General features: G+C 66.8%; 14 protein-coding genes. 5 read left to right on the top strand and 9 right to left on the bottom strand.

Features of this window, described 5'->3' with window-relative positions; all coding sequences use genetic code 11:
- Positions 1 to 14: 14 nt before the first annotated feature.
- From U4012_RS23385 to gltP, 3 genes are all read right to left on the bottom strand, one after another.
- The gene (locus U4012_RS23385; protein WP_321801869.1) at positions 15 to 764 is read right to left on the bottom strand and encodes an electron transfer flavoprotein subunit beta/FixA family protein; all 750 of its coding nucleotides are present in this window, start codon (positions 762 to 764) and stop codon (positions 15 to 17) included.
- Positions 765 to 940: 176 nt separating this feature from the next.
- A complete protein-coding gene (locus tag U4012_RS23380; RefSeq protein ID WP_321801867.1) occupies positions 941 to 2,218 on the bottom strand; it encodes an aminotransferase class V-fold PLP-dependent enzyme in 1,278 nt (425 codons plus the stop codon).
- A gap of 53 nt (positions 2,219 to 2,271) precedes the next feature.
- A complete protein-coding gene (gene gltP, locus U4012_RS23375) occupies positions 2,272 to 3,600 on the bottom strand; it encodes a glutamate/aspartate:proton symporter GltP (RefSeq protein WP_321801865.1) in 1,329 nt (442 codons plus the stop codon).
- A 174-nt stretch (positions 3,601 to 3,774) separates the two neighbouring features.
- Between gltP and U4012_RS23370 the strand changes: the two genes are divergently transcribed.
- The gene (locus U4012_RS23370; RefSeq protein ID WP_321801863.1) at positions 3,775 to 4,692 is read left to right on the top strand and encodes a LysR family transcriptional regulator; all 918 of its coding nucleotides are present in this window, start codon (positions 3,775 to 3,777) and stop codon (positions 4,690 to 4,692) included.
- A 66-nt stretch (positions 4,693 to 4,758) separates the two neighbouring features.
- Here the strand turns inward: U4012_RS23370 and U4012_RS23365 are convergent, their stop codons facing one another.
- Entirely contained in the window at positions 4,759 to 5,631 is an 873-nt protein-coding gene (locus U4012_RS23365; protein ID WP_321801861.1) for a LysR family transcriptional regulator, read from the bottom strand.
- Positions 5,632 to 5,751: 120 nt separating this feature from the next.
- Between U4012_RS23365 and U4012_RS23360 the strand changes: the two genes are divergently transcribed.
- The 4 genes from U4012_RS23360 to U4012_RS23345 all read left to right on the top strand — a co-directional run bounded on the left by U4012_RS23360 (position 5,752) and on the right by U4012_RS23345 (position 9,033).
- Positions 5,752 to 5,880: a hypothetical protein gene (locus U4012_RS23360; RefSeq protein WP_260427390.1), complete on the top strand. Its 129-nt coding sequence runs from the start codon at positions 5,752 to 5,754 to the stop codon at positions 5,878 to 5,880.
- Complete coding sequence (locus U4012_RS23355; RefSeq protein ID WP_321801858.1) at positions 5,877 to 6,566, top strand: glutathione S-transferase family protein; 690 nt, start codon at positions 5,877 to 5,879, stop codon at positions 6,564 to 6,566. Before U4012_RS23360 ends, U4012_RS23355 begins: the two co-directional genes overlap by 4 nt.
- Positions 6,567 to 6,770: 204 nt before the next feature.
- Positions 6,771 to 8,078: a dicarboxylate/amino acid:cation symporter gene (locus U4012_RS23350; protein WP_044846949.1), complete on the top strand. Its 1,308-nt coding sequence runs from the start codon at positions 6,771 to 6,773 to the stop codon at positions 8,076 to 8,078.
- 13 nt (positions 8,079 to 8,091) lie between these two features.
- Positions 8,092 to 9,033, top strand: coding sequence for an amino acid ABC transporter substrate-binding protein (locus tag U4012_RS23345; RefSeq protein WP_321801855.1), 942 nt, complete (start codon positions 8,092 to 8,094; stop codon positions 9,031 to 9,033).
- Between the two features lie 256 nt (positions 9,034 to 9,289).
- Here U4012_RS23345 and uvrA read toward each other — a convergent pair whose 3' ends face one another.
- The 5 genes from uvrA to U4012_RS23320 form a co-directional block, all read right to left on the bottom strand.
- Positions 9,290 to 15,184, bottom strand: a complete 5,895-nt coding sequence (gene uvrA, locus U4012_RS23340; protein ID WP_321801854.1) for an excinuclease ABC subunit UvrA — start codon at positions 15,182 to 15,184, stop codon at positions 9,290 to 9,292.
- Between the two features lie 292 nt (positions 15,185 to 15,476).
- Entirely contained in the window at positions 15,477 to 16,943 is a 1,467-nt protein-coding gene (locus U4012_RS23335) for an amino acid racemase (protein ID WP_321801853.1), read from the bottom strand.
- Positions 16,940 to 18,214: a dicarboxylate/amino acid:cation symporter gene (locus U4012_RS23330; RefSeq protein WP_321801852.1), complete on the bottom strand. Its 1,275-nt coding sequence runs from the start codon at positions 18,212 to 18,214 to the stop codon at positions 16,940 to 16,942. The genes U4012_RS23335 and U4012_RS23330 overlap by 4 nt, the downstream gene beginning before the upstream one ends.
- Positions 18,215 to 18,397: 183 nt before the next feature.
- Positions 18,398 to 19,312, bottom strand: a complete 915-nt coding sequence (locus U4012_RS23325; RefSeq protein WP_321801851.1) for a LysR substrate-binding domain-containing protein — start codon at positions 19,310 to 19,312, stop codon at positions 18,398 to 18,400.
- A gap of 106 nt (positions 19,313 to 19,418) precedes the next feature.
- Complete coding sequence (locus U4012_RS23320) at positions 19,419 to 19,727, bottom strand: H-NS family nucleoid-associated regulatory protein (protein WP_124489813.1); 309 nt, start codon at positions 19,725 to 19,727, stop codon at positions 19,419 to 19,421.
- Positions 19,728 to 19,891: the final 164 nt, after the last annotated feature.

Below are 19,891 nucleotides of genomic sequence, written 5' to 3'. Positions count from 1 at the left end.
CTTTCCGCTCCCTCTTACAGCACCTTGGCTTCGGTCTTCAGCTTCTCGACCAGCGTCTTCACGTCCGGCACCTTCACGCCGGCCGCGCGCTTCGGCGGCTCGACCACCTTCAGCGTCTTCAGGCGCGGCGTGACATCCACGCCGAGGTCTTCCGGCTTCACCGTTTCCAGCGGCTTCTTCTTCGCCTTCATGATGTTCGGCAGCGTCACGTAGCGCGGCTCGTTCAGGCGCAGGTCGGTCGTCACGACCGCCGGCAGCGACAGCGACAGCGTTTCCGCGCCGCCGTCGACTTCACGTGCCACGGTTGCCTTGCCGTCGGCGATCGTCACTTTCGACGCGAACGTCGCTTGCGGCAGGCCGGCCAGCGCGGCCAGCATCTGGCCCGTCTGGTTCGAATCGTCGTCGATCGCCTGCTTGCCCAGGATCACGAGTTGCGGCTGTTCCTTGTCGACCAGCGCCTTCAGGAACTTCGCGACGGCCAGCGGCTCGACGCTGTCGTTCGACTCGACGAGGATCGCGCGATCCGCGCCGATCGCCAGCGCCGTGCGCAGCGTTTCCTGCGCTTGCGTCACGCCGACCGATACCGCGATCACTTCGGTCGCCACACCCGCTTCCTTCAGCCGCACCGCTTCTTCCACCGCGATTTCGTCGAACGGGTTCATCGACATCTTCACGTTCGCGATGTCGACGCCCGTGTTGTCCGACTTCACGCGGACCTTCACGTTGTAATCGACCACTCTTTTCACTGCTACGACGATCTTCACGCGCTGCTCCTCCATCGAGTCGTTGGCATCATCCGGTTTCGCAGGCCATTACACGCGCAAACCCGGCCGGCGACAACTATCCATTGACTCTGCCGGTCATAGCCCGAACCTATTGCGCCGCGCGTTTCCCGGCGCCGAATGCGACACGGCCCGGATGATCCGGGCCGTGTCGTCGATCAGCGGTTCGCTGCCAGCGTGGCGGTAATCGCCAGGAATCGCGCGATATCGTCGGGCGCATGGCAATGGAGCGGCGATATCCGCACAGCGCCGCCGAGCCCGAACGATTTCAGCATCCGCCCCGAATACAGGCTCGACGCAACGCGTTCATAGACGATCACGCCATGCTTTTCGTATTCCCGCACCGCCTGCGTCGGCTCGAGGTTCGCGAAACCGATCCCAACAATCAGGTCGCGCTCCGTCAGGTCGTCGTGATCCCAGTAGACCTCGACACCGTCGATCGACCGCAGCCCGCGACGCCCCTCACACCCGTCGAGCAACGCGGCCAGCAGCGCGCGCTCATGCAGTTCGATCCGGTGCATGCCCTCGACGAACAGCGTGCGCCGATCGTCCGAATCGCGGAAATACCGGCCGATCCAGCTCACGTAATCGACGATCGACGTCACGACCGCGAATTGCGCGGGCGCCGGGCTGCCCAGTTCCCACACGCCCTGCTCCTTCGCGGCAAGCCGGTGATGCGGCAACGCGGCCGCGCGCGGCGACAGCCACGAGATGCCCGACCCGCGGCAACCGAAGAACTTGTACGGCGCGAAGTTGATACCGTCGACGGGCGTGCGCTGCACGTCGATGATGCCGTGCGGCGCATGCTGGACCGCATCGACAACGATGAACAGGTCCGGCTTCTTCTCCCGCGCACGCGCGACGATCGTCTCGATGTCGAATTTCGCGCCGGAGATGTTCGACGCGAACATCACGCTCAGCAGCGCGGTATCGGCGTCGACCAGCGACACGATCGCATCGACGTCCACGCCGCCGGTCTGCGGATTGCTCGGCGCGATGCGCAGCGTCTTGCCGGTGCGTTCCGCGTAATGCGTCATCGCATCGTACGACGACGGGTGCTCGAGCACGGTCGTCACCGCATTGGTGCCCGGCACGTTCTCCATGATCGCGCGCACCATGTCGAACATCGCGCCCGACGCCGTCAGCGACGCATACACGGTGCCGTCGCGCGCGTTCAGGATCGTGCGAACGTCGTCCTCGCCGCGCGACTGGATCGCCTGGAGATCGAGCGCACGCTCATGGATGCGCTCCGGGCAGTCGGGCAGCGCATCGATCCGCGCGTAGGCGTCGACCGCGGCCTTCAGCCGGAACGATCCGCCCGCGTTGTCGAAGAACAGCCGCGCGCGGCCGTCGATATCGTGATCGACATGATGAAAGCGCGCCTTGACCTGCTGCATCAACGCGTCGGGAAAAAGTGCTCCGCGGGGACTGCTCATCTTCAATGCTCCTGTTTGCTTCCGAATGTTGTGCGATGCCTGCATGGCGGCGTTCAGCCGCGCAGCGATTCGAGGTATGCGCGGCCCTTGTCCGCGTCGTACTGGCCTTCCCATTTCGCGATGACGAGCGGCGCGAGCGCGTTGCCGACGAGGTTCAGCGCGGTGCGCCCCATGTCCATGATCCGGTCCACGCCGGCGATGAACGCCAGCCCTTCGAGCGGCAGTCCCGCGCTCGCGAGCGTGGCGAGCATGATCACGAACATGAAGCCGGGCACGCCCGCGGCGCCCTTCGACGTGACGACCATGGTCAGCGTCAGCAGGATCTGCTGTTGCCAGCCGAGATGCACGCCATACAGCTGCGCGACGAACAGCGTGCCGATGCCGAGATAGATCGACGCGCCGTCGAGGTTGAACGTGTAGCCGGTCGGCACCACGAAGGTCGTGATGCTCTTCGGCACGCCGTAGTCCTCCATCTTCTCCATCAGCTGCGGCAGCACGGTCGCCGAACTGCAGGTCGAGAACGCGATGATCAGCTCGTCCTTGATCACGCGCAGCAGCGTGAGGATGCGGAACCCGAACAGCCGCGCGGTCAAGCCGAGCACGACGATCGCGAACAGCAGGATCGCGAAGTAAGTCACGGCGACCAGCTTCAGCAGCGGCAGCAGCGACCCGAAACCGAAGCTCGCGACCGTCACCGCGATCAACGCGCACACGCCGACGGGCGCATAGCGCATCACCATGTTCGTCACCTTGAACATCGCATCGGCCACGCCCTTGAGCATCGCGAGCACCGGCTTGCGGTGTTCTTCCGGCACGGTCTGCAGGCCGAGCCCGAACAGCAGCGAGAAGAAGATCACCGGCAGCAGGTCGCCCTTCGCCATCGACGCGACGATGTTGTCTGGGATGATGCCGAGCACCAGCGCCATCAGCCCGTGATGCGCCTGCTGCACCTGTTGGGTGGCTTGCTGGTAGCGGGAAATGTCCGTGTGCGCGAGTTGCGACATGTCGGTGCCGACGCCCGGCTGCAGCACGTTGCCGATCACGAGCCCGAGCACGATCGCGATCGTCGTGACCACCTCGAAATAGAGCAGCGTCTTCAGGCCGATTCGGCCGAGCGACTTGCCGTCGCCGACGCCCGCGATGCCGATCACCATGCTCGTGAACACGATCGGCACGACGATCATCCGCACGAGCTTGATGAAGATGTCGCCGGCCGGCTGCAGCAACCCGGACACGGCCGTGTCGCGCAATTGCGGAAACCGGTTCAACACGAGCCCGGTCGCGATGCCGACGACGAGCCCGATGACGATCTGCCACGCGAGGCCGAAGCGCGGCTTGCGCGCCGCGTCCGGGACGGGCGGGGATTCAATGACGGTGTCCATGCTGTCTCCAAATAAGGGGGGCGGTCGAACGCTGGATACGATGCGGCGCGGCGTCTGACGAACGCGCTCGTCGAACAACGCGACGGGAGAACCTTAAGCAGCCGAAATAGGTAAAAAAAGCGATTTTTTTATATGCGAAAATATCGCTTTTCCTCATCTATCGAGTACCCGGCGATGCTCACGTTCAAGCAGATGGAAGCGCTGTACTGGATCGTGCGACTCGGCTCCTTCGACGCGGCCGCGACACGCCTCAACACGACGCAATCGGCCGTGTCGAAGCGGATACAGGAACTCGAACGCACGTTCGACCTGACGGTGTTCGACCGCGCGCATCGCAGCGCCCGGCTCACCGACAAGGGCGCCGAACTGTTCGATCACGCGAAGGCGTTGCTCGAACAGCGCGACCGCGTCGTCGAGCGGATGAGTTCGAAGGAAGCGCTGGTGCGCCATGTCCGGATCGGCGTGACCGAACTGACCGCGCTGACCTGGCTGCCGCGCCTGGTCGCGGCGATCCAGGCCGCCTATCCGCGCGTGCACGTGGAGGCGGAGGTGGACCTGACCGCGGTGCTGCGCGATCGTCTCGCCGCCGACACGATCGACCTGATCGTCGTCCCGCAGATTCATGCGACGGAATCGTTCGCGGCGACGGTGGTCGGCGAAGTCGACAATGCGTGGATGTGCGCGGCCGGGTTCATGCCGAAGCGCAAGACGGCGATTTCATTGACGGACGTCGCGCAGTTTCCGCTGATCCTGCAAGGGACCCTGTCGGGCACGGGGCATCTGTACACGCGCTTTCTGCAGGAACATGGCGTTGCGATGCAGCGCGTGCTGTCGAGCAACAGCCTGATCGCGCAGATCGGCCTCACGCTGTCGGGGCTCGGCGTCAGCTATCTGCCGAAGGCATGCGTCGCGCACCTGGTCGCGTGCGAGGCGCTGGAGATCGTGCGCACGCGGCCGGCGCTGCCGCCGGTGCGCTACGTTGCGCTGCATCGTGCGGAGCGCGCCCATTCGCTGACCGCCGAGATCGTCCAGCTGGCGGCGCAGGCGTGCGATTTCAGCACGAGCCTGCTGGACCCCGGCGCGCATGATTAGGGTTTCGAACGACATGGCAAACCCATGGCGCGATGCGCCCGCATCGCCGCGCACCGAAGCACACGGTCAGATCTTCAGCGTCGTCGACAGATATTTGAATACGGTCGAGACCCGCAGCAGATGTCGCGATTCCCGGTGGGTCAGCACCCACAGCTCGGTCCGGCAGTCGGGCAGGACATCGGTCAATTGCACGAGATCGGAGCGGCCGCGTGTCAGAAACATCGGCAGTATGCCGACGCCCATGCCCAGGGCGACCAGCTCCATCACGGTCAGGATGCTGTCGACCTTGTAGTGCGGCACCACTTTCCTGAAATGACGTTTGCGCCAGATGACCGACGGGTGGCCCGGCAGCGCGTCGTCCGGCGCGATCCAGCGTGCCTTGCCCGCCGTGACGTCTTCATAACGGCGTACTGCGGCGTCGTGCGTCGACGCGAAAAGCGCCACGTCGATCGACCCGACGTGCTTGCCCACCAGATATTCCGGTGGCTGCCGGGTCGCACGCACCGCGATATCGGCATCGCGGCGCCCCAGGTCGGCGATCTCGTTGCCGGTGTCCAACTCGTACGCAAGCCGCGGGTGGATGGCTTCCAGCTGCTTCAGCGCCGGCCCGACCAGCCCGTGCAGAATCGTGTCGGTGGTGGTGATGCGCACGGTGCCCGCCACTTGCTCGGGCGCTTGTTGCGCGATCGAGCGGGCCGATTCGACCTGCACTTCCACTTGCTCCGCGTGTTCGGCCAGCGCCAGCGCGATTTCCTTCGCGCGATAGCCTGAGCGGGTCCGTTCGAACAACTGATGCTGCAGGCCGCGCTCGATCCGCCTGAGGTTGCGAAACACGGTCGACGCATCCACGTCCAGTCGCTCGCCCGCCTGAACCAGCGTGCCCGAGCGGGACAGCGCCAGTATCGTTTCGAGGTCTGCTGCGCTGAGCTTGTATGGCATCCGGTTATCCCCCGTGCATTGCATTTTTGCAATCCGTCATTGTAATCATGCGTATTGCTCAAGCACTTCCGCAATGTCAAATTCGGTGCCGCCTTGCCAACTCTCCCAACGGGTGCCGATATGAACCAATCGATTTCGACGAGTGACAATGCCGCCGCCTATGGCGCGTTGCGGCTCCGCGTGGCGTTGGGCCGGCGCAGCCAGCGCTTCGCGCCTGACGTGGCCTGCCACGGCGAGGCGACGACATGAGCACGCCCCAATACCACCTCGTCAGCCACGTGCTGTGCCCCTACGTCCAGCGCGCAGTCATCGTGCTGACCGAAAAAGGCGTGCCGTTCGAACGGACGGACGTCGACCTGGGCAACAAGCCGGACTGGTTTCGCAGGATTTCCCCGCTCGGCAAGACCCCAGTGCTGGTCGTCGATGGCGCGCCCATCTTCGAATCGGCCGTAATCTGCGACTACCTCGACGAGACGCTCGCGCCGAGGCTGCATCCCGATACGCCGCTCGAGCGGGCGCGGCACCGCGCGTGGGTCGAGTTCGCATCGGCACTGCTGAACGCCGTGTGGGGGTTCTACACGGCTGCGGACGAAACGGCGCTGGCCGCAGCAACCCGTGACATCCGCGCACGATTCGAGCAGCTCGAAGACACGCTCGGCGCCGGCCCGTATTTTGGCGGCACGCACTTCAGCATCGTGGACGCGGCATTCGGGCCGGTGTTCCGCTACTTCGACGTGTTCGAGCGGATCGACGACTTCGGGTTCTTCGCGGGCTTGCCCAAGGTCACTGCATGGCGGCAACGGCTCGCCGAACGGCCGTCCGTGCGCGCAGCGGTCCGGGCCGACTATCCGCAGCGGCTGATGGAGTTCCTGCTCAAGCGCGGCACGATGCTGTCGACGCGTATCCGCGATCACGTATTGCGCATTCAGGATTGAACCGCACCGCTTTTGCGTGCCGGCGCCCCGTATCGGGTTGCGCCGGCACCGGGCTCAGGGTGCCACCGGCACGATCTTTGCCGGGCGATCGGTCGCGACACGGCGCTAGCGCAAACCCGCCCCCGGTTGCACTGTTCATCGCCGTTCGGGTCCTGTATTGTCCTTCCATCCCCGGTTGCGGAACCGGTGCATGGGAGGCGCACGATGCAGAAAAAAAATGCTGCAGCCGTCTGGATCCTGATCGCGATGGTGGCAGGCATCCTGATCGGCTACATGATCTTCACGAGCTTTCCCGACAAAAAGGCCACCACCGAAATCGCCGGATACATCTCGCTCGTGTCCGACGTGTTCCTGCGGCTGATCAAGATGGTGATCGGCCCGCTGGTGTTCTCGACGCTCGTCGTCGGCATCGCGCACATGGGCGACGCGGCATCGGTCGGGCGCGTGTTCGCGAAATCGATCGGCTGGTTCGTCACCGCGTCGCTGATCTCGCTGCTGCTCGGGCTGTTCATGGCGAACCTGCTGCGGCCCGGCGAGAACCTCGGCCTGCCGCTGCCGGACATCGGCGCATCGGCGAACCTCGCGACCTCCAAGTTCACGCTGAAGGATTTCGTCGGCCACATGGTGCCGAGGTCGTTCGCCGAGGCGATGAGCAACAACGAAATCCTGCAGATCGTCGTGTTCTCGATGTTCTTCGGCGTCGCGCTCGCGGCGCTCGGCGAGCGCGGCAAGATCCTCGTCGCCGCGATCGACCAGCTGTCGCACGTGATGCTCAAGATCACCGGCTACGTGATGAAGCTCGCGCCGCTCGCGGTGATGGCCGCGATGGCCGCGACCGTCGCGGTCAACGGGCTGTCGGTGCTGCTGAAGTTCGCGGTGTTCATGGGCGACTTCTACGTGAGCCTGTTCCTGCTCTGGGCCTTGCTCGTCTGTGCCGGGCTGTTGTTCCTCGGGCCGCGCGTATTCAAGTTGCTGGTGCTGATCAAGGAAGCATTCATGCTGTCGTTCGCGACGGCCAGCTCCGAAGCCGCGTATCCGAAGATCCTCGATGCGCTCGACCGGTTCGGCGTGCGACGCAGGATTTCGAGCTTCGTGATGCCGATGGGCTATTCGTTCAACCTCGACGGTTCGATGATGTACTGCACGTTCGCGTCGCTGTTCATCGCGCAGGCGTACAACATCCACCTGTCGATCGGCACGCAGATCACGATGCTGCTGGTCCTGATGCTCACGTCGAAGGGAATGGCCGGCGTGCCGCGCGCATCGCTCGTCGTGATCGCCGCCACGCTGCACCAGTTCGGGCTTCCGGAGGCCGGCCTGCTGCTGATTCTCGGCGTCGATACGTTCCTCGACATGGGCCGCTCGGCCACCAACGCGGTCGGCAACTCGATCGCGAGCGCGGTGGTCGCGAAGTGGGAAAACCAGCTCATGTCGGAAGCGGAAGCCGAAGCCAATCTGGCACGCATCGAAGCGGAACAGGAAGCGACGATTGCGCATCCGACGGACGTCTGACGGAGGCCCGGCGATGAAGATGCAGCGATTCTGGCGTGCGCTCGCGCTCGCGGGCCTGCTTGCCGCGGGCGCAAGCGCGCGCGCGGAAGATGCGCCGTCCACGCCGCCGCGCGTCGAGCCGTTCGCGCCGGCCCGACTGACCGGCACGCTCGCGAAGGTGCGCAGCAGCGGCACGATCGCGCTCGGCTATCGCGACGCGTCGATCCCGTTCTCGTATCTGAACGCGCGCAACCAGCCGATCGGCTATTCGATCGAGCTCTGCAAGGCGCTCGTGTCGTCGATCGAGGATGCGGTCAATCGGAACCTGACGATCCGCTGGGTGCCGGTCACGTCCGAGAACCGCATCGACGCGGTGGTCAACGGCACGGTCGACCTGGAATGCGGCTCCACGACGAGCAACCTGGAGCGCCAGAAGCGCGTGGCGTTCTCGCCGATCATCTTCGTGGCCGGCACGAAGGTGATGGTGAAACGCGGCTCGCCGATCCGCTCGTTCCGCGATCTCGCGGGCAAGAAGGTCGCGGTGACGGCCGGCACGACCAACGAGAAGGCGCTGCGCGACCTGGACGCGCGGTTCAGGCTCGGCATCCAGCTGCAGGTGGTGCCGGATCATGCGCAGGGCTTCGCGCTCGTCGCGAGCGGCGGCGCCGATGCGTTCGCGACCGACGACGTGCTGCTGTACGGCCTGATTGCCGTGAATGCGGGCAAGGGCGGCCAGTACGACGTGGTCGGCGACTTCCTGTCCTACGACCCGTACGGCATCATGTTCCGCAAGGACGATCCGCAGCTCGCGCAGGTCGTGAAGAGCACGTTCGAGGAGCTGGCCGTCGACGGCGAGATCGCGCGCCAGTACAAGCGCTGGTTCCTGCGCCCGCTTCCGTCGGGCATGAGCCTCAACCTGCCGATGAGCCCGCAACTGGAGACCATCATCGAGACGATCGGCGTCAAGGGCGAATGAGATAGCGCCGCCGTCTTCCGCTCGACCGGGACGAGCCGTTCCTGTCGCGCGTGATGCGGCGGCGTCACCGGCGTCGCCGGCGTCACCTACGTTGCGCGGCAGCCGCGACGCATCCGGCCACGCTATCCCGGGCAGCCATGTATTCATGCCGGGTGCCCGATCGACGGGATGTCGCAGCGGCCGATCGCACGGACGAATGCAAAAGCGGCCCCGGTGCCTGCCCAGACACCGGGGCCACTCACCGGCAGCACCGCGTTCAACCGACCCGCGCTTCTCCCTGCCGCTCCGCTTCGCCGTCTTGTGCCGCCGTTCGCGCCAGCACCGGCTTCAGCGCATGCCCGGTATGGCTCGCCTTCACCTGCGCGAGCCCTTCCGGCGGCGCCGCCGCGACGATCGTGCCGCCGCCCACGCCGCCTTCCGGACCGAGATCGATGATCCAGTCGGCTTCCGCGATCACGTCGAGGTCGTGTTCGATCACGACGACGCTATGCCCGCCGTCGACCAGCCGGTGCAGCACGCGGATCAGCTTCGCGACGTCGGCCATGTGCAGGCCGACCGTCGGCTCGTCGAGCACGTACAGCGTGTGCGGCGCCTTCTGGCCGCGCCGCGTGATGTCGTCGCGCACCTTCGTGAGCTCGGTCACGAGCTTGATCCGCTGCGCCTCGCCGCCGGACAGCGTCGGCGACGGCTGGCCGAGCGTCAGGTAGCCGAGGCCGACGTCCTTCATCAGCTGCAGCGGATGCGCGATGTTCGAAATCGGTGCGAAAAATTCCACCGCTTCGTCGATCTCCATCGTCAGCACGTCGCCGATGTTCCGGCCGCGCCACGTGACCGCGAGCGTCTCCGGATTGAAGCGCTGCCCGTGGCACACGTCGCACGGCACCTTCACGTCGGGCAGGAAGCTCATCCCGATCGTGCGCACGCCTTGCCCTTCACAGGCCGGACACCGCCCGTCGCCGGTGTTGAACGAGAAGCGCGATGCCGTGTAGCCGCGCGCCCGCGCCTCCAGCGTATCGGCGAACAGCTTGCGGATGGTGTCCCACACGCCGATGTAGGTGGCCGGGCACGAGCGCGGCGTCTTGCCGATCGGCGTCTGGTCGACTTCGAGCACGCGATCGATCTGCTCCCAGCCGCTCAGCGACTCGCAGCCCTGCCACGCATGCGTGACGTTCAGCGACGGCCGCGGCGCGCTGCGTGCGAGCACGCTCGAGCGGCGGTTCGTGGCCGGCGCATCCTGCTGCGCGGCCTTGCGCGCGCGCCGCGTGGCCGGCGACGACAGCACCGAGCGGCCAACCGCGTCGAGCAGGTTCGTCATCAGCACGTCGCGCGCGAGCGTCGACTTGCCCGAGCCGCTGACGCCCGTCACCGCGACGAGCCGCGCGAGCGGAATGCCGACGGTGACGTCACGCAGGTTGTGCAGCGTCGCGCCGTGCACGGTCAGCCAGCCCTCCGGCACCGCCGGTGCGCCCTTCTTGCCCGCGACGCTCACCGCACGGCGCGGCTGCAGCGGATGCGTCATCGGCTGCGCGAGCAGGCGGCCCGTGACCGAATCGGGCTGCGCGGCCAGATCCGCGACCGCCCCTTCGGCGACCAGCGTACCGCCGCGCTTGCCGGCGCCCGGGCCGACGTCGATGATGTGGTCGGCGCGGCGAATCGTGTCCTCGTCGTGCTCGACGACGACGAGCGTGTTGCCCTTGTCGCCGAGCTTGCGCAGCGCGTCCAGCAGGATCTGGTTGTCGCGCGGATGCAGGCCGATGGTCGGCTCGTCGAGCACGTAGCACACGCCCTGCAGGTTGCTGCCGAGCTGCGCGGCGAGCCGGATGCGCTGCGCTTCGCCGCCCGACAGGCTCGGCGCCGCGCGATCGAGGCTCAGGTAGCCGAGCCCGACTTCCTCGAGGAACGCGAGGCGGCTGCCGATCTCGCTGACGATGTCGCGCGCGATCTGCGCGTCGCGGCCGGTCAGTTCCAGCGCGTCGATCCAGCGGCGCGTATCGGACACCGTCCACTGCGCGACCTCGACGATCGGATGCGCGTCGAACGTGACCGCGCGCGCGGACGGGTTCAGGCGCGTGCCGCCGCAATCCGGGCACGGCTCGTTGCCGACGCCTTCCGGTTCCTGCTCGTCCGACGGCAACGTCTGTTCGCGGCCGCGATCGTCTCCGGCGAGCACCGTGTCGTCGTACGCCGCGCGCTGTTCGCGCGTGAGCGTGACGCCGGTGCCGACGCAGGTCGTGCACCAGCCGTGCTTGCTGTTGTACGAGAACATCCGCGGATCGAGCTCCGGGTAGCTCGTGCCGCACACCGGGCACGCGCGCTTGACCGACAGCACCTTGACCTCGCCGACGCGCGCGGTCGAATGGTCGTTCTGCATCGCGTGATGCAGCCCGTCGAGCGGCGCGAGCAGGTGCATCACGCCCTTGCCGAGCTCGAGCGTCTCGTCGAGCAGGCGCCGCAACTCGGCCTCGTGGTCCGGCGACACGACGATGTCGGCCACCGGCAGCTCGATCGTATGCTCGCGGAAGCGGTCGAGCTTCGGCCACGGATCGACCGTGACGAACTCGCCGTCCACGCGCAGATGCGTGCTGCCGCGCGCCTTCGCCCACTTCGCGAGATCGGTATACACGCCCTTGCGGTTGACGACGAGCGGCGCGAGCAAACCGACGTGCTCGCCGCGATGGTCGCGCAGCAGCTGCGCGGCGATCGACTCGACGGTTTGCGACGTGACGGGCGTGCCGTCGTGGATGCAGTGCTGCAGGCCGAGCTTCACGTACAGCAGCCGCAGGAAGTGCCAGACTTCGGACGTGGTCGCGACCGTGCTCTTGCGGCCGCCGCGCGACAGCCGCTGCTCGATCGCCACCGTCGGCGGAATGCCATATACGGCGTCCACTTCCGGCCGCCCGGCCGGCTGCACGATCGAGCGCGCATACGCGTTCAGCGATTCGAGGTAGCGGCGCTGGCCTTCGTGGAACAGGATGTCGAACGCGAGCGTCGACTTGCCGGAACCCGACACGCCGGTGATCACGTTGAACTTGCCGTGCGGGATGTCGACGTCGAGCGCCTTCAGGTTGTGCTCGCGCGCGTTGACGATCCGCACGACGTCCTCGCCCTCGATCGCGCGCCGCTCGCGGGCGGCGTTCAGCACGGCCTGCAGCGGCACGCCTTCGTCGGCGAGCGCGGTTTCGCCGTCCATCGCGCGGTCGTACTGCAGCAGCGCGACGCCGGTGTGCGATTGCGCGCACGCCTTCACGTCGTCGGGCGTGCCCGCGCACAGCACGAGGCCGCCGCCGTCGCCACCTTCCGGGCCGAGATCGATCAGCCAGTCGGCCGCGCGGATCACGTCGAGGTTGTGCTCGATCACGATCAGCGAATGGCCGGCCGCGAGCAGCTTGCCGAACGCCTGCATCAGTTTCGCGATGTCGTCCAAGTGCAGCCCGGTGGTGGGCTCGTCGAACATGAACAGCTTCGCGCGCGCGATGCGCGCCTCTTCGCTGGCGATCCGGCGCCCGCCGGCCGCCGCCGCCGATTCGGCGAGGAAGCCGGCCAGCTTCAGCCGCTGCGCTTCGCCGCCCGACAGCGTCGGCACCGGCTGGCCGAGCTTCACGTATTCGAGGCCGACGTCGACGATCGGCTGCAGCACGCGCAGCACCTCCGCGTCGGTCGCGAAGAACGCGGCCGCCTCGCTGACGGTCAGGTCGAGCACGTCGGCGATGTTCAGCGCGCGGCCGTCGCGCTCGATGCGCACTTCGAGGATCTCGGCGCGGTAGCGGCTGCCGTCGCAATCCGGGCAACGCAGGTAGACGTCGCTCAGGAACTGCATCTCGATGTGCTCGAAACCCGAGCCGCCGCAGGTCGGGCAACGGCCGTCGCCCGAGTTGAAGCTGAACGTGCCGGCGCCGTAGCCGCGCTGCAGCGCGAGCGGCGCCTTCGCGAACAGCTTGCGGATCTCGTCGAACGCGCCGACGTAGCTGGCCGGGTTCGAGCGCGTGGTCTTGCCGATCGGCGACTGGTCGACGAACACGACGTCGCCGACCTGGTCGGCCCCCGTGAGCGTACGAAACGCGCCCGGCGACTCGGTCGCCTTGCCGTGGTGGCGCGCCATCGCCGGATAGAGCACGTCCTGCAGCAGCGTCGACTTGCCGGAGCCCGACACGCCCGTCACGCACACGAGCCGCTGCAGCGGAATCTCGACCGTCACGTCACGCAGGTTGTGCTCGGTCGCGCCTTCGAGCACGATGCGCGGCGTGTTCGCGTCGACCGGGCGGCGCGCCCAGTTCGACGCATGCGCGACGTGCTTGCGGCCGCCGAGATATTCGCCCGTCAGCGTGCGCGCGGCACGGATGTCGGCCGGCGTGCCGTCGTAGACGATCGTGCCGCCGCGCTCGCCGGGGCCCGGGCCCATGTCGATCAGCCGGTCGGCCGCGAGCATCACCGACGGATCGTGCTCGACCACCACCAGCGTATTGCCCGCGTCGCGCAGCCGCTGCATCGCCTCGACGATTCGCGTGAGGTCGCGCGGATGCAGCCCGATGCTCGGCTCGTCGAGCACGAACAGCGTTTTCGTGAGCGAGGTGCCAAGCGCGGTGGTCAGGTTGATCCGCTGCACCTCGCCGCCCGACAGCGTGCGGCTCTGCCGGTCGAGCGTCAGGTAGCCGAGCCCCACGTCGCACAGGTATTTCAGGCGCGTGCGCACTTCGGCGAGCAGCAGTTTGAGCGCATCGTCGAGCAGCGCGCTCGGCAGCGTGATCCCGTCGAAGAAGCGGCGGATGCGCTCGATCGGCAGCAGCATCAGGTCGTGCACCGTCAGGCCCGGCAGCGCTTCGAGCTGCGCGCGCGTCCAGTCGACGCCGCGCGGCATGAAGCGATCGGCGGGCGCGAGCACCGCATCGGCGTTCGCCTTCGAGCCGAGCCGCCACTGCAGCGATTCCGTCTTCAGGCGCGCGCCGCCGCAGACCTCGCACGGCGTGTAGCTGCGGTACTTCGACAGCAGCACGCGGATATGCATCTTGTACGCTTTCGATTCGAGATAGCCGAAGAAGCGTTTCACGCCGTACCACTGGCTCTGCCACTTGCCGTTCCAGTCCGGCGAGCCGTTGATCACCCAGTCGCGCTCGGCGTCGGTCAGGTCGGACCACGGCGTGTCGCGGCGGATGTCGGCCTTCGCCGCGTAGCGCATCAGGTCGTCCTGGCACTCCTTCCAGGCGGGCGTCTGCATCGGCTTGATCGCGCCGCCGCGCAGCGTCTTGCGCGCGTCGGGGATCACCAGGCCGAGATCGACGCCGATCACGCGGCCGAAGCCGCGGCAGGTCTCGCACGCGCCGTAGGCCGAGTTGAACGAGAACAGCGCCGCCTGCGGCTCCGCGTAGCGCAGGTCGCTGTCGGGATCGTGCAGCCCGGTGGAGAAACGCCATACCTGCGGCTCGGCCAGCGCGTTTTCCGCTTCCGGCGCGAGCACGTAGACGTTCACGCGGCCGCCGCCGCGCTTCAGCGACGCCTCGATCGCCTCGACCACGCGCACCTTGTCGGCCTGCTGCACGCGGAAGCGGTCGGCCACCACATCGAGCAGCTTGCGCGGGCCGGTGGGCGACGCGACTTCGCGCTGCGCCTGCACGCGCGTGTAGCCGCTCGCGGACAGCCACTGCGCGATTTCTTCGTCGGACACGCTTTCCGGCAGCTCGACCGGGAACGTGACGACGACGCGCGGATCGTCGGCGCGCGTGCGCTCGACGAGTTCCGCGTAGATCGTCTCCGGCGTGTCATGCCGCACCTGCCGCGCGGTCTGGCGGTCGAACAGCTCGGCCGCGCGCGCGTACAGCAGCTTCAGGTGATCGTTGAGCTCGGTCATCGTGCCGACGGTCGAACGCGAGCTGCGGACCGGATTGGTCTGGTCGATCGCGATCGCGGGCGGCACGCCGTCGACGCGCTCGACCTGCGGACGGTCCATCCGGTCGAGGAACTGCCGCGCATACGCGCTGAAGGTTTCGACGTAGCGCCGCTGGCCTTCCGCGTACAGCGTGTCGAACACGAGGCTCGACTTGCCGGAGCCCGACGGGCCGGTGACGACCGTCATTTCGCCGGTGCGCAGGTCGAGATCGAGGTTCTTGAGGTTGTGCTGACGTGCTCCGCGAATGCGGATCAGATTGCTGGATGACAATTTGCCTGCCCGTCTGAATGAGTTAGCCGGAATTCACGGTGCCGGAACGCTGCGGCGGATGCCCGCAGGCGCGGCGCACGTGCCGCACGGGTCATGCCCGCGCCGCTCGAGTTCGACGGATACTATACTGTATATTCATACAGTTTTCCAAGAACGGCGCAAAGCCGGGAACAAGCGCCGGATCACGCCGGCTTTCCCGGACGGCGGCTCGGTCGTCGAAGCGCGCGCCGAACGACGCGCGCTTCAGCGTCTGCCGCTCACTCTCATGCTCACGCGCCGAACCGGCACCGGCTCACCCGCCACCCGCCATCGCATACGCAATGCACGTGCGGGCGAGCACGTCGGTCGGATCGACGAGCGTCGCCCGACGCCCGTCCCGCGCGACATATTCGCCGCCCGGCAGCAGGATCGGCAGCTCGGTGCAGCCGAGCACGATCACCCGCACGCCCTCGGCGATCAGCGCGTCGACAGCGGCGCCGATATCGTCCTTGCACTGTCCGGTCGTGAAGCCGGCCTTCACGCCCTGCTTCCCGTAGATCGCTTCCATCACGCGCGCCTGCAATGCGGGCGTCGGCGCGACTTGCCGCAGCCCTTGCGATTCGAGTGCCCTCTTGTACACACCGCTTTCGATCGTGCCGGAGGTCGCGAGCACGCCGACGTCGCGCAGCTCCGGATACGTATCGCGCAGATGCGCGACCGTGACGGTCAGCATGTTGACGACCGGAATGCCGAGGTACGGCTGGATCCGCTCGACGAACGCATGCGCGGTGTTGCACGGAATCGCGATGACGTCGGCATCGCCGTCCTCGAGCTTCTTGCAGGTCGCGTACAACGCGATCGTCGGGTCCGTGCCGGTGCCCGTCAGGTTCTCGGTCCGGTCGGGAATCTGCGGATTCTGCTCGACCAGCAGCTTGATGTGTTCCTGATCGCGCGACGCCGGCGTGTTGCGCACGATCTTGTCCAGGAAATCGACCGTCGCGGCCGGCCCGACGCCGCCGACCACGCCGACCTTGAACGGCACCGCGCGCGAACCGGCGTGCCCGGTCACCGCGTACTGCGCATACACGAGGTTCGAATCCACGAGCGGCACGCGCAGCGGGCCGATGGCGTCCGCGACCAGTGCGATCTCGGTCAGGCCGGAGACGATCACCTGCACGCGCTGATCGATCAGGTCCGCGCATGCGCGGCGCAGCAGGTCGACCGGCCGGCCGCGCAGATTGCCGCGCTTGATGCCGTCGGCGCCGTAGACGGCTTCCGTCACGAGATCGATCCCGTCGTGCGTCCGCGGATGAACGACGTCGAACTGCGGCGACGGGAAATACGTGTCGAAGAGTCGCTTGTCCCGCACGTAGTCGGAAGCCAGCACGCCGATGCGCGTCGCGTCCGGGTATTTGCGCCGCACGTGGTAGCGAACGGCTTCGACGATATCGACGATCGGCAGGCGCGTATTCGCCTTCAATTCGTCGATGAACGTGTGACTCAGGAAACACGGCAGCACGACCGTCGTCACGCCGCGCTTCTCGAACTGCCGGATCATGTCGAACACGTACAGCTTGCGCTCGATGGTCGCCGCACTGCCGGACCCCGAGCCCTTGAACGGGTATTGCTCGAAGATCATTTCGGCGTGTTCCTCGTCGGACGACGCCGGCGTCGCCTTCACCATCTTGAAGAACACGTCGGCACTGCCCAGCGGCCCCAGGCCGCCGACCACGCCGAATTTCCTCCGCGCATTCACGCCATCCGTATCCGTGCGCATCATGCGTTCAGCTCCGGCTGCTCGAATACGGCGTCCTGCGACTGCGCGGCGCGCCGGCTCTCCCACTTCGCGATCACCGCCGTCGCCACGCTGTTGCCGATCACGTTGGTCATCGTGCGGCCCATGTCGAGGATCTGGTCGATCGCGAGCACCATCGCGACGCCGGCCACCGGCAGATGGAACATCGGCGCGACCGCCGCGACCACGACCACCGAGCCGCGCGGCACGCTCGCCATGCCCTTGCTGCTCAACATCAGCACCAGCAGCATGAACACCTGCTCCGACAGCGGCATGTGCACGCCGAACGCCTGCGCGATGAAGATGGCCGCGAACGCCTGATACATCATCGATCCGTCGAGGTTGAACGCGTAGCCGAGCGGCAGCGTGAAGCCCACCACCTTCTTGTCGACGCCGAAGCGCTCGAGCTGCTCGGTCAGGCGCGGATAGGCGGCCTCGCTGCTGGCGGTCGAGAACGCGATCAGCGCGGGCTCGCGCACGGCCTTCAGCAGGCTCCCGACGCGCCGCCCGAGAAACACGTAGCCGACGCCGATCAGGATCGCCCAAAGGACCAGCAAGCCGAGATAGAACGCGCCGATCAGTTTCCCGTACGTATAGATCACGTCGAGCCCGCGCAGCGTGACCGACGACGCGATCGCACCGAACACGCCGAGCGGCGCCGCGCGCATCACGTAGTTCGTCAGGCGCAGCATCACCGGCACCATCCCGTCGATCGCCTGGATCACGACGCTAACGCGCGGGTCGCGCTTCAACGCACTCAGCGCGACGCCGAGAAAGATCGAGAACACCAGGATCTGCAGGATGTCGTTGCGCGCCATCGCGTCGAGCAGGCTGGTCGGGAACGCATGCGTGATCACGTCCCGGGCGTTCAGCGCGGCGGTATTCAGTCCGGTGTTGACCTCACCCGCGCTCGCCACGAGGTTCAGGCCGGCGCCTGGCTGCAGCGCATTGGCCATCACGAGGCCGAGACTCAACGAAATCAGCGACGCGCAGACGAACCAGCCGAGCGAGCGCAGGCCGATGCGGCCGACGTCCTCGCCGCTGTCCATGCCGGCCAGGCCGGACACGAGCGTCACGAACACCAGCGGCGCGATGATCATCTTGATCAGGCGCAGGAAGATGTCGGTGACGATCGAGAAGTAGCCGGCGATCGTCTTGAGGGTGGCCGGGTCCGCGATGTTGGCGTGGCACGCATAACCGGCGACGACACCGAGGATCATGCCGACTGCGATGCTTAAGGTGAGGCGATTTTTCATGTCCATTCGTCCTTGGGTGGCACCCGGCCGCCGGAAGGCGGCGAGCGCTGCGAAGAAGGCCGCGCGACGCCGGTCGCGCGTCGCATGTGCCGTTGGAACGAATGGTAGGGACGGTCGAAAAAGCCGTGATGCCGGTGCGACATGGCGGTATGCGAGCGCCGCATAACGCGGGAAAACCCTGATTCAGCCGAGCCGGGCAGGCGCCGCGCGCAGATGCTGCCAGAGGGTGTCGAGGAATTCGCTGCGATTGGACACGTCGCGATACACGCGCAGCTCGACGTCCAGGTTCCACGCCGCCGGGCCGGCCGGCACGAGCTCGCCGGCCGCCAGTTCGGTGGCGATCGCGCTGCGGGGCAGCCACGCGACGCCCTCGCCTTCCATCACGAGCTTCTTGAGCACTTCGGCCATGTCGGACTCGTAGTGCAGCTGCAAGGCCGGCGCATCCGGTGCGCGGCCGAGCAGCAGCGCGAGACAGCGGCCGAAATAGCTGGTTTCCGTGTAGGTAATCAGCGGCAGCGGATTCTGCTTCGTTCCGGGCAGGCGAAACGCGGGCGCCGATCGACGGTTCGGCCGGCACGCCGGCATCAGCGTGTCGAGGCCCACCGTCAGGTGCGCGTACTTCGCGGGGTCGAGATGGAGCGGCAGCTCCGGATGGTGATACGCGAACATCAGCTCGCAGTTGCCGTTGACGAGCATCAGGATCGAGTCGTGGACGTTCGTCGGAATGACGCGCGCGCGCACTTCACCGAAATGCGTCGCGAGCGCCTTGAGCCAGGCCGGCAGGAAACTCAGCGCGATCGTGTGACCCGCGGCGATCTGCAGGCTCTTGCCGGCGATCCGCTGCTCGGTGCGGATGATCGCGCGGGTATCGTACAGGCGGCTGATGACGTCCTCGGCCGTTTCATGGAACAGGCGCCCGGCCGGCGTCAGCACCGGCGGAAAGCTGCTGCGGTCGATCAGCTCGGCGCCGATCCACTGCTCGAGCGACTGGATGCGGCGGCTGAAGCCCGATTGCGTGACGTTGCGAAATTCAGCCGCGCGGGAAAAGCTCTGATATTGCGCGAGCGCGAGGAAATCCTCGATCCATTTGATTTCCATGATGGCCTTGGAGGTCGCGGGTGAGCCGGCCCGCGCGTCGCCAGGGTCGTGGCGAAGCGCGGGCCGACGGACGCCTCCATTTTATGGGCAGCGCGCAATGTCGCGTTCAACCCTCCTGGCGCTCGATCAGGAAGCGCTCGCGGCGCTTCCCCTTGATCCATGCCGGCTCGCGTCCCCGGCCGGACCACGTCGCCCCGGTGTTCGGATCGCGGTACTTCGGCGCGACGGCAGGCGTTTTTCGCGCCGTCCTTGCGGCACTGCCCTGACGGCCGAATATCTGTCTCGGGGTCAACCCATATTCGGCGACACGGGTACGGACCTCCTGCAGCACGGTCTCGAGTTCGGCCTGTCGCGCTTCCTCGGCACGTTTCATCAGTTCATTGGCTTGCGCCTTCAATTCGCGATAGCCTGACATCCCTTTCCTCCCAATTGCTCCGGCGCCATGAAAAGCCGAACGGGGCGCAAGCCCCGAACGGTTCGTTGTGTTGTCAACGGGTGGTGTCACGCGCGTGCGCCCGACGCGGCACGAGGCTTGTCTCCCTATGCATCGGATGCGTCGGCAGCACGCGTGCGCACGTC

This window comes from Burkholderia sp. BCC1988 (assembly GCF_905339895.1).
GTDB lineage: Bacteria > Pseudomonadota > Gammaproteobacteria > Burkholderiales > Burkholderiaceae > Burkholderia.
Note: the sequence above shows the minus strand (reverse complement) of the source record. Positions and strands in the feature narration are given on the sequence as shown.

Coding starts and splice junctions, on each gene's coding strand:
- U4012_RS23380 (WP_321801867.1), bottom strand. CDS start 2,218: ATGAGCAGTCCCCGCGGAGCACTTTTTCCCGACGCGTTGATGCAGCAG.
- gltP (WP_321801865.1), bottom strand. CDS start 3,600: ATGGACACCGTCATTGAATCCCCGCCCGTCCCGGACGCGGCGCGCAAG.
- U4012_RS23370 (WP_321801863.1), top strand. CDS start 3,775: ATGCTCACGTTCAAGCAGATGGAAGCGCTGTACTGGATCGTGCGACTC.
- U4012_RS23365 (WP_321801861.1), bottom strand. CDS start 5,631: ATGCCATACAAGCTCAGCGCAGCAGACCTCGAAACGATACTGGCGCTG.
- U4012_RS23360 (WP_260427390.1), top strand. CDS start 5,752: ATGAACCAATCGATTTCGACGAGTGACAATGCCGCCGCCTATGGCGCG.
- U4012_RS23355 (WP_321801858.1), top strand. CDS start 5,877: ATGAGCACGCCCCAATACCACCTCGTCAGCCACGTGCTGTGCCCCTAC.
- U4012_RS23350 (WP_044846949.1), top strand. CDS start 6,771: ATGCAGAAAAAAAATGCTGCAGCCGTCTGGATCCTGATCGCGATGGTG.
- U4012_RS23345 (WP_321801855.1), top strand. CDS start 8,092: ATGAAGATGCAGCGATTCTGGCGTGCGCTCGCGCTCGCGGGCCTGCTT.
- U4012_RS23335 (WP_321801853.1), bottom strand. CDS start 16,943: ATGATGCGCACGGATACGGATGGCGTGAATGCGCGGAGGAAATTCGGC.
- U4012_RS23330 (WP_321801852.1), bottom strand. CDS start 18,214: ATGAAAAATCGCCTCACCTTAAGCATCGCAGTCGGCATGATCCTCGGT.
- U4012_RS23325 (WP_321801851.1), bottom strand. CDS start 19,312: ATGGAAATCAAATGGATCGAGGATTTCCTCGCGCTCGCGCAATATCAG.
- U4012_RS23320 (WP_124489813.1), bottom strand. CDS start 19,727: ATGTCAGGCTATCGCGAATTGAAGGCGCAAGCCAATGAACTGATGAAA.